At 49.8% G+C, this 422-nt stretch carries 1 rRNA gene; it reads right to left on the reverse strand.

What is annotated here, in order from left to right:
* Positions 1-235 (reverse strand): 16S ribosomal RNA (locus AC1DC5_RS19050); the annotation flags it as partial.
* Positions 236-422: the final 187 nt, after the last annotated feature.

Below are 422 nucleotides of genomic sequence, written 5' to 3' on the forward strand. Positions count from 1 at the left end.
GGGCACATCTGATGGCAAGAGGCCCGAAGGTCCCCCTCTTTGGTCTTGCGACGTTATGCGGTATTAGCTACCGTTTCCAGTAGTTATCCCCCTCCATCAGGCAGTTTCCCAGACATTACTCACCCGTCCGCCACTCGTCASCSRAGSAGCAAGCTGCTTCCTGTTACCGTTCGACTTGCATGTGTTAGGCCTRCCGCCAGCGTTCAMTCTGAGCCAKGATCAAACTCTTCAATTTAAAGTTTGATGCTCATCGAATTAAACCGTAATGAATTACGTGTTCACCCGTGAGACTTGGTATTCATTTAGTGTCCGARGACATTAAGAATCCATGTCACCTGAGTGCCCACACAGATTGTCTGATAAATTGTTAAAGAGCAGTGCCGCTTCGCTTTTCGCAGCGGCGCGGGGTGTGCATATTACGC

This window comes from Arthrobacter sp. 10L424, from assembly GCF_056395325.1.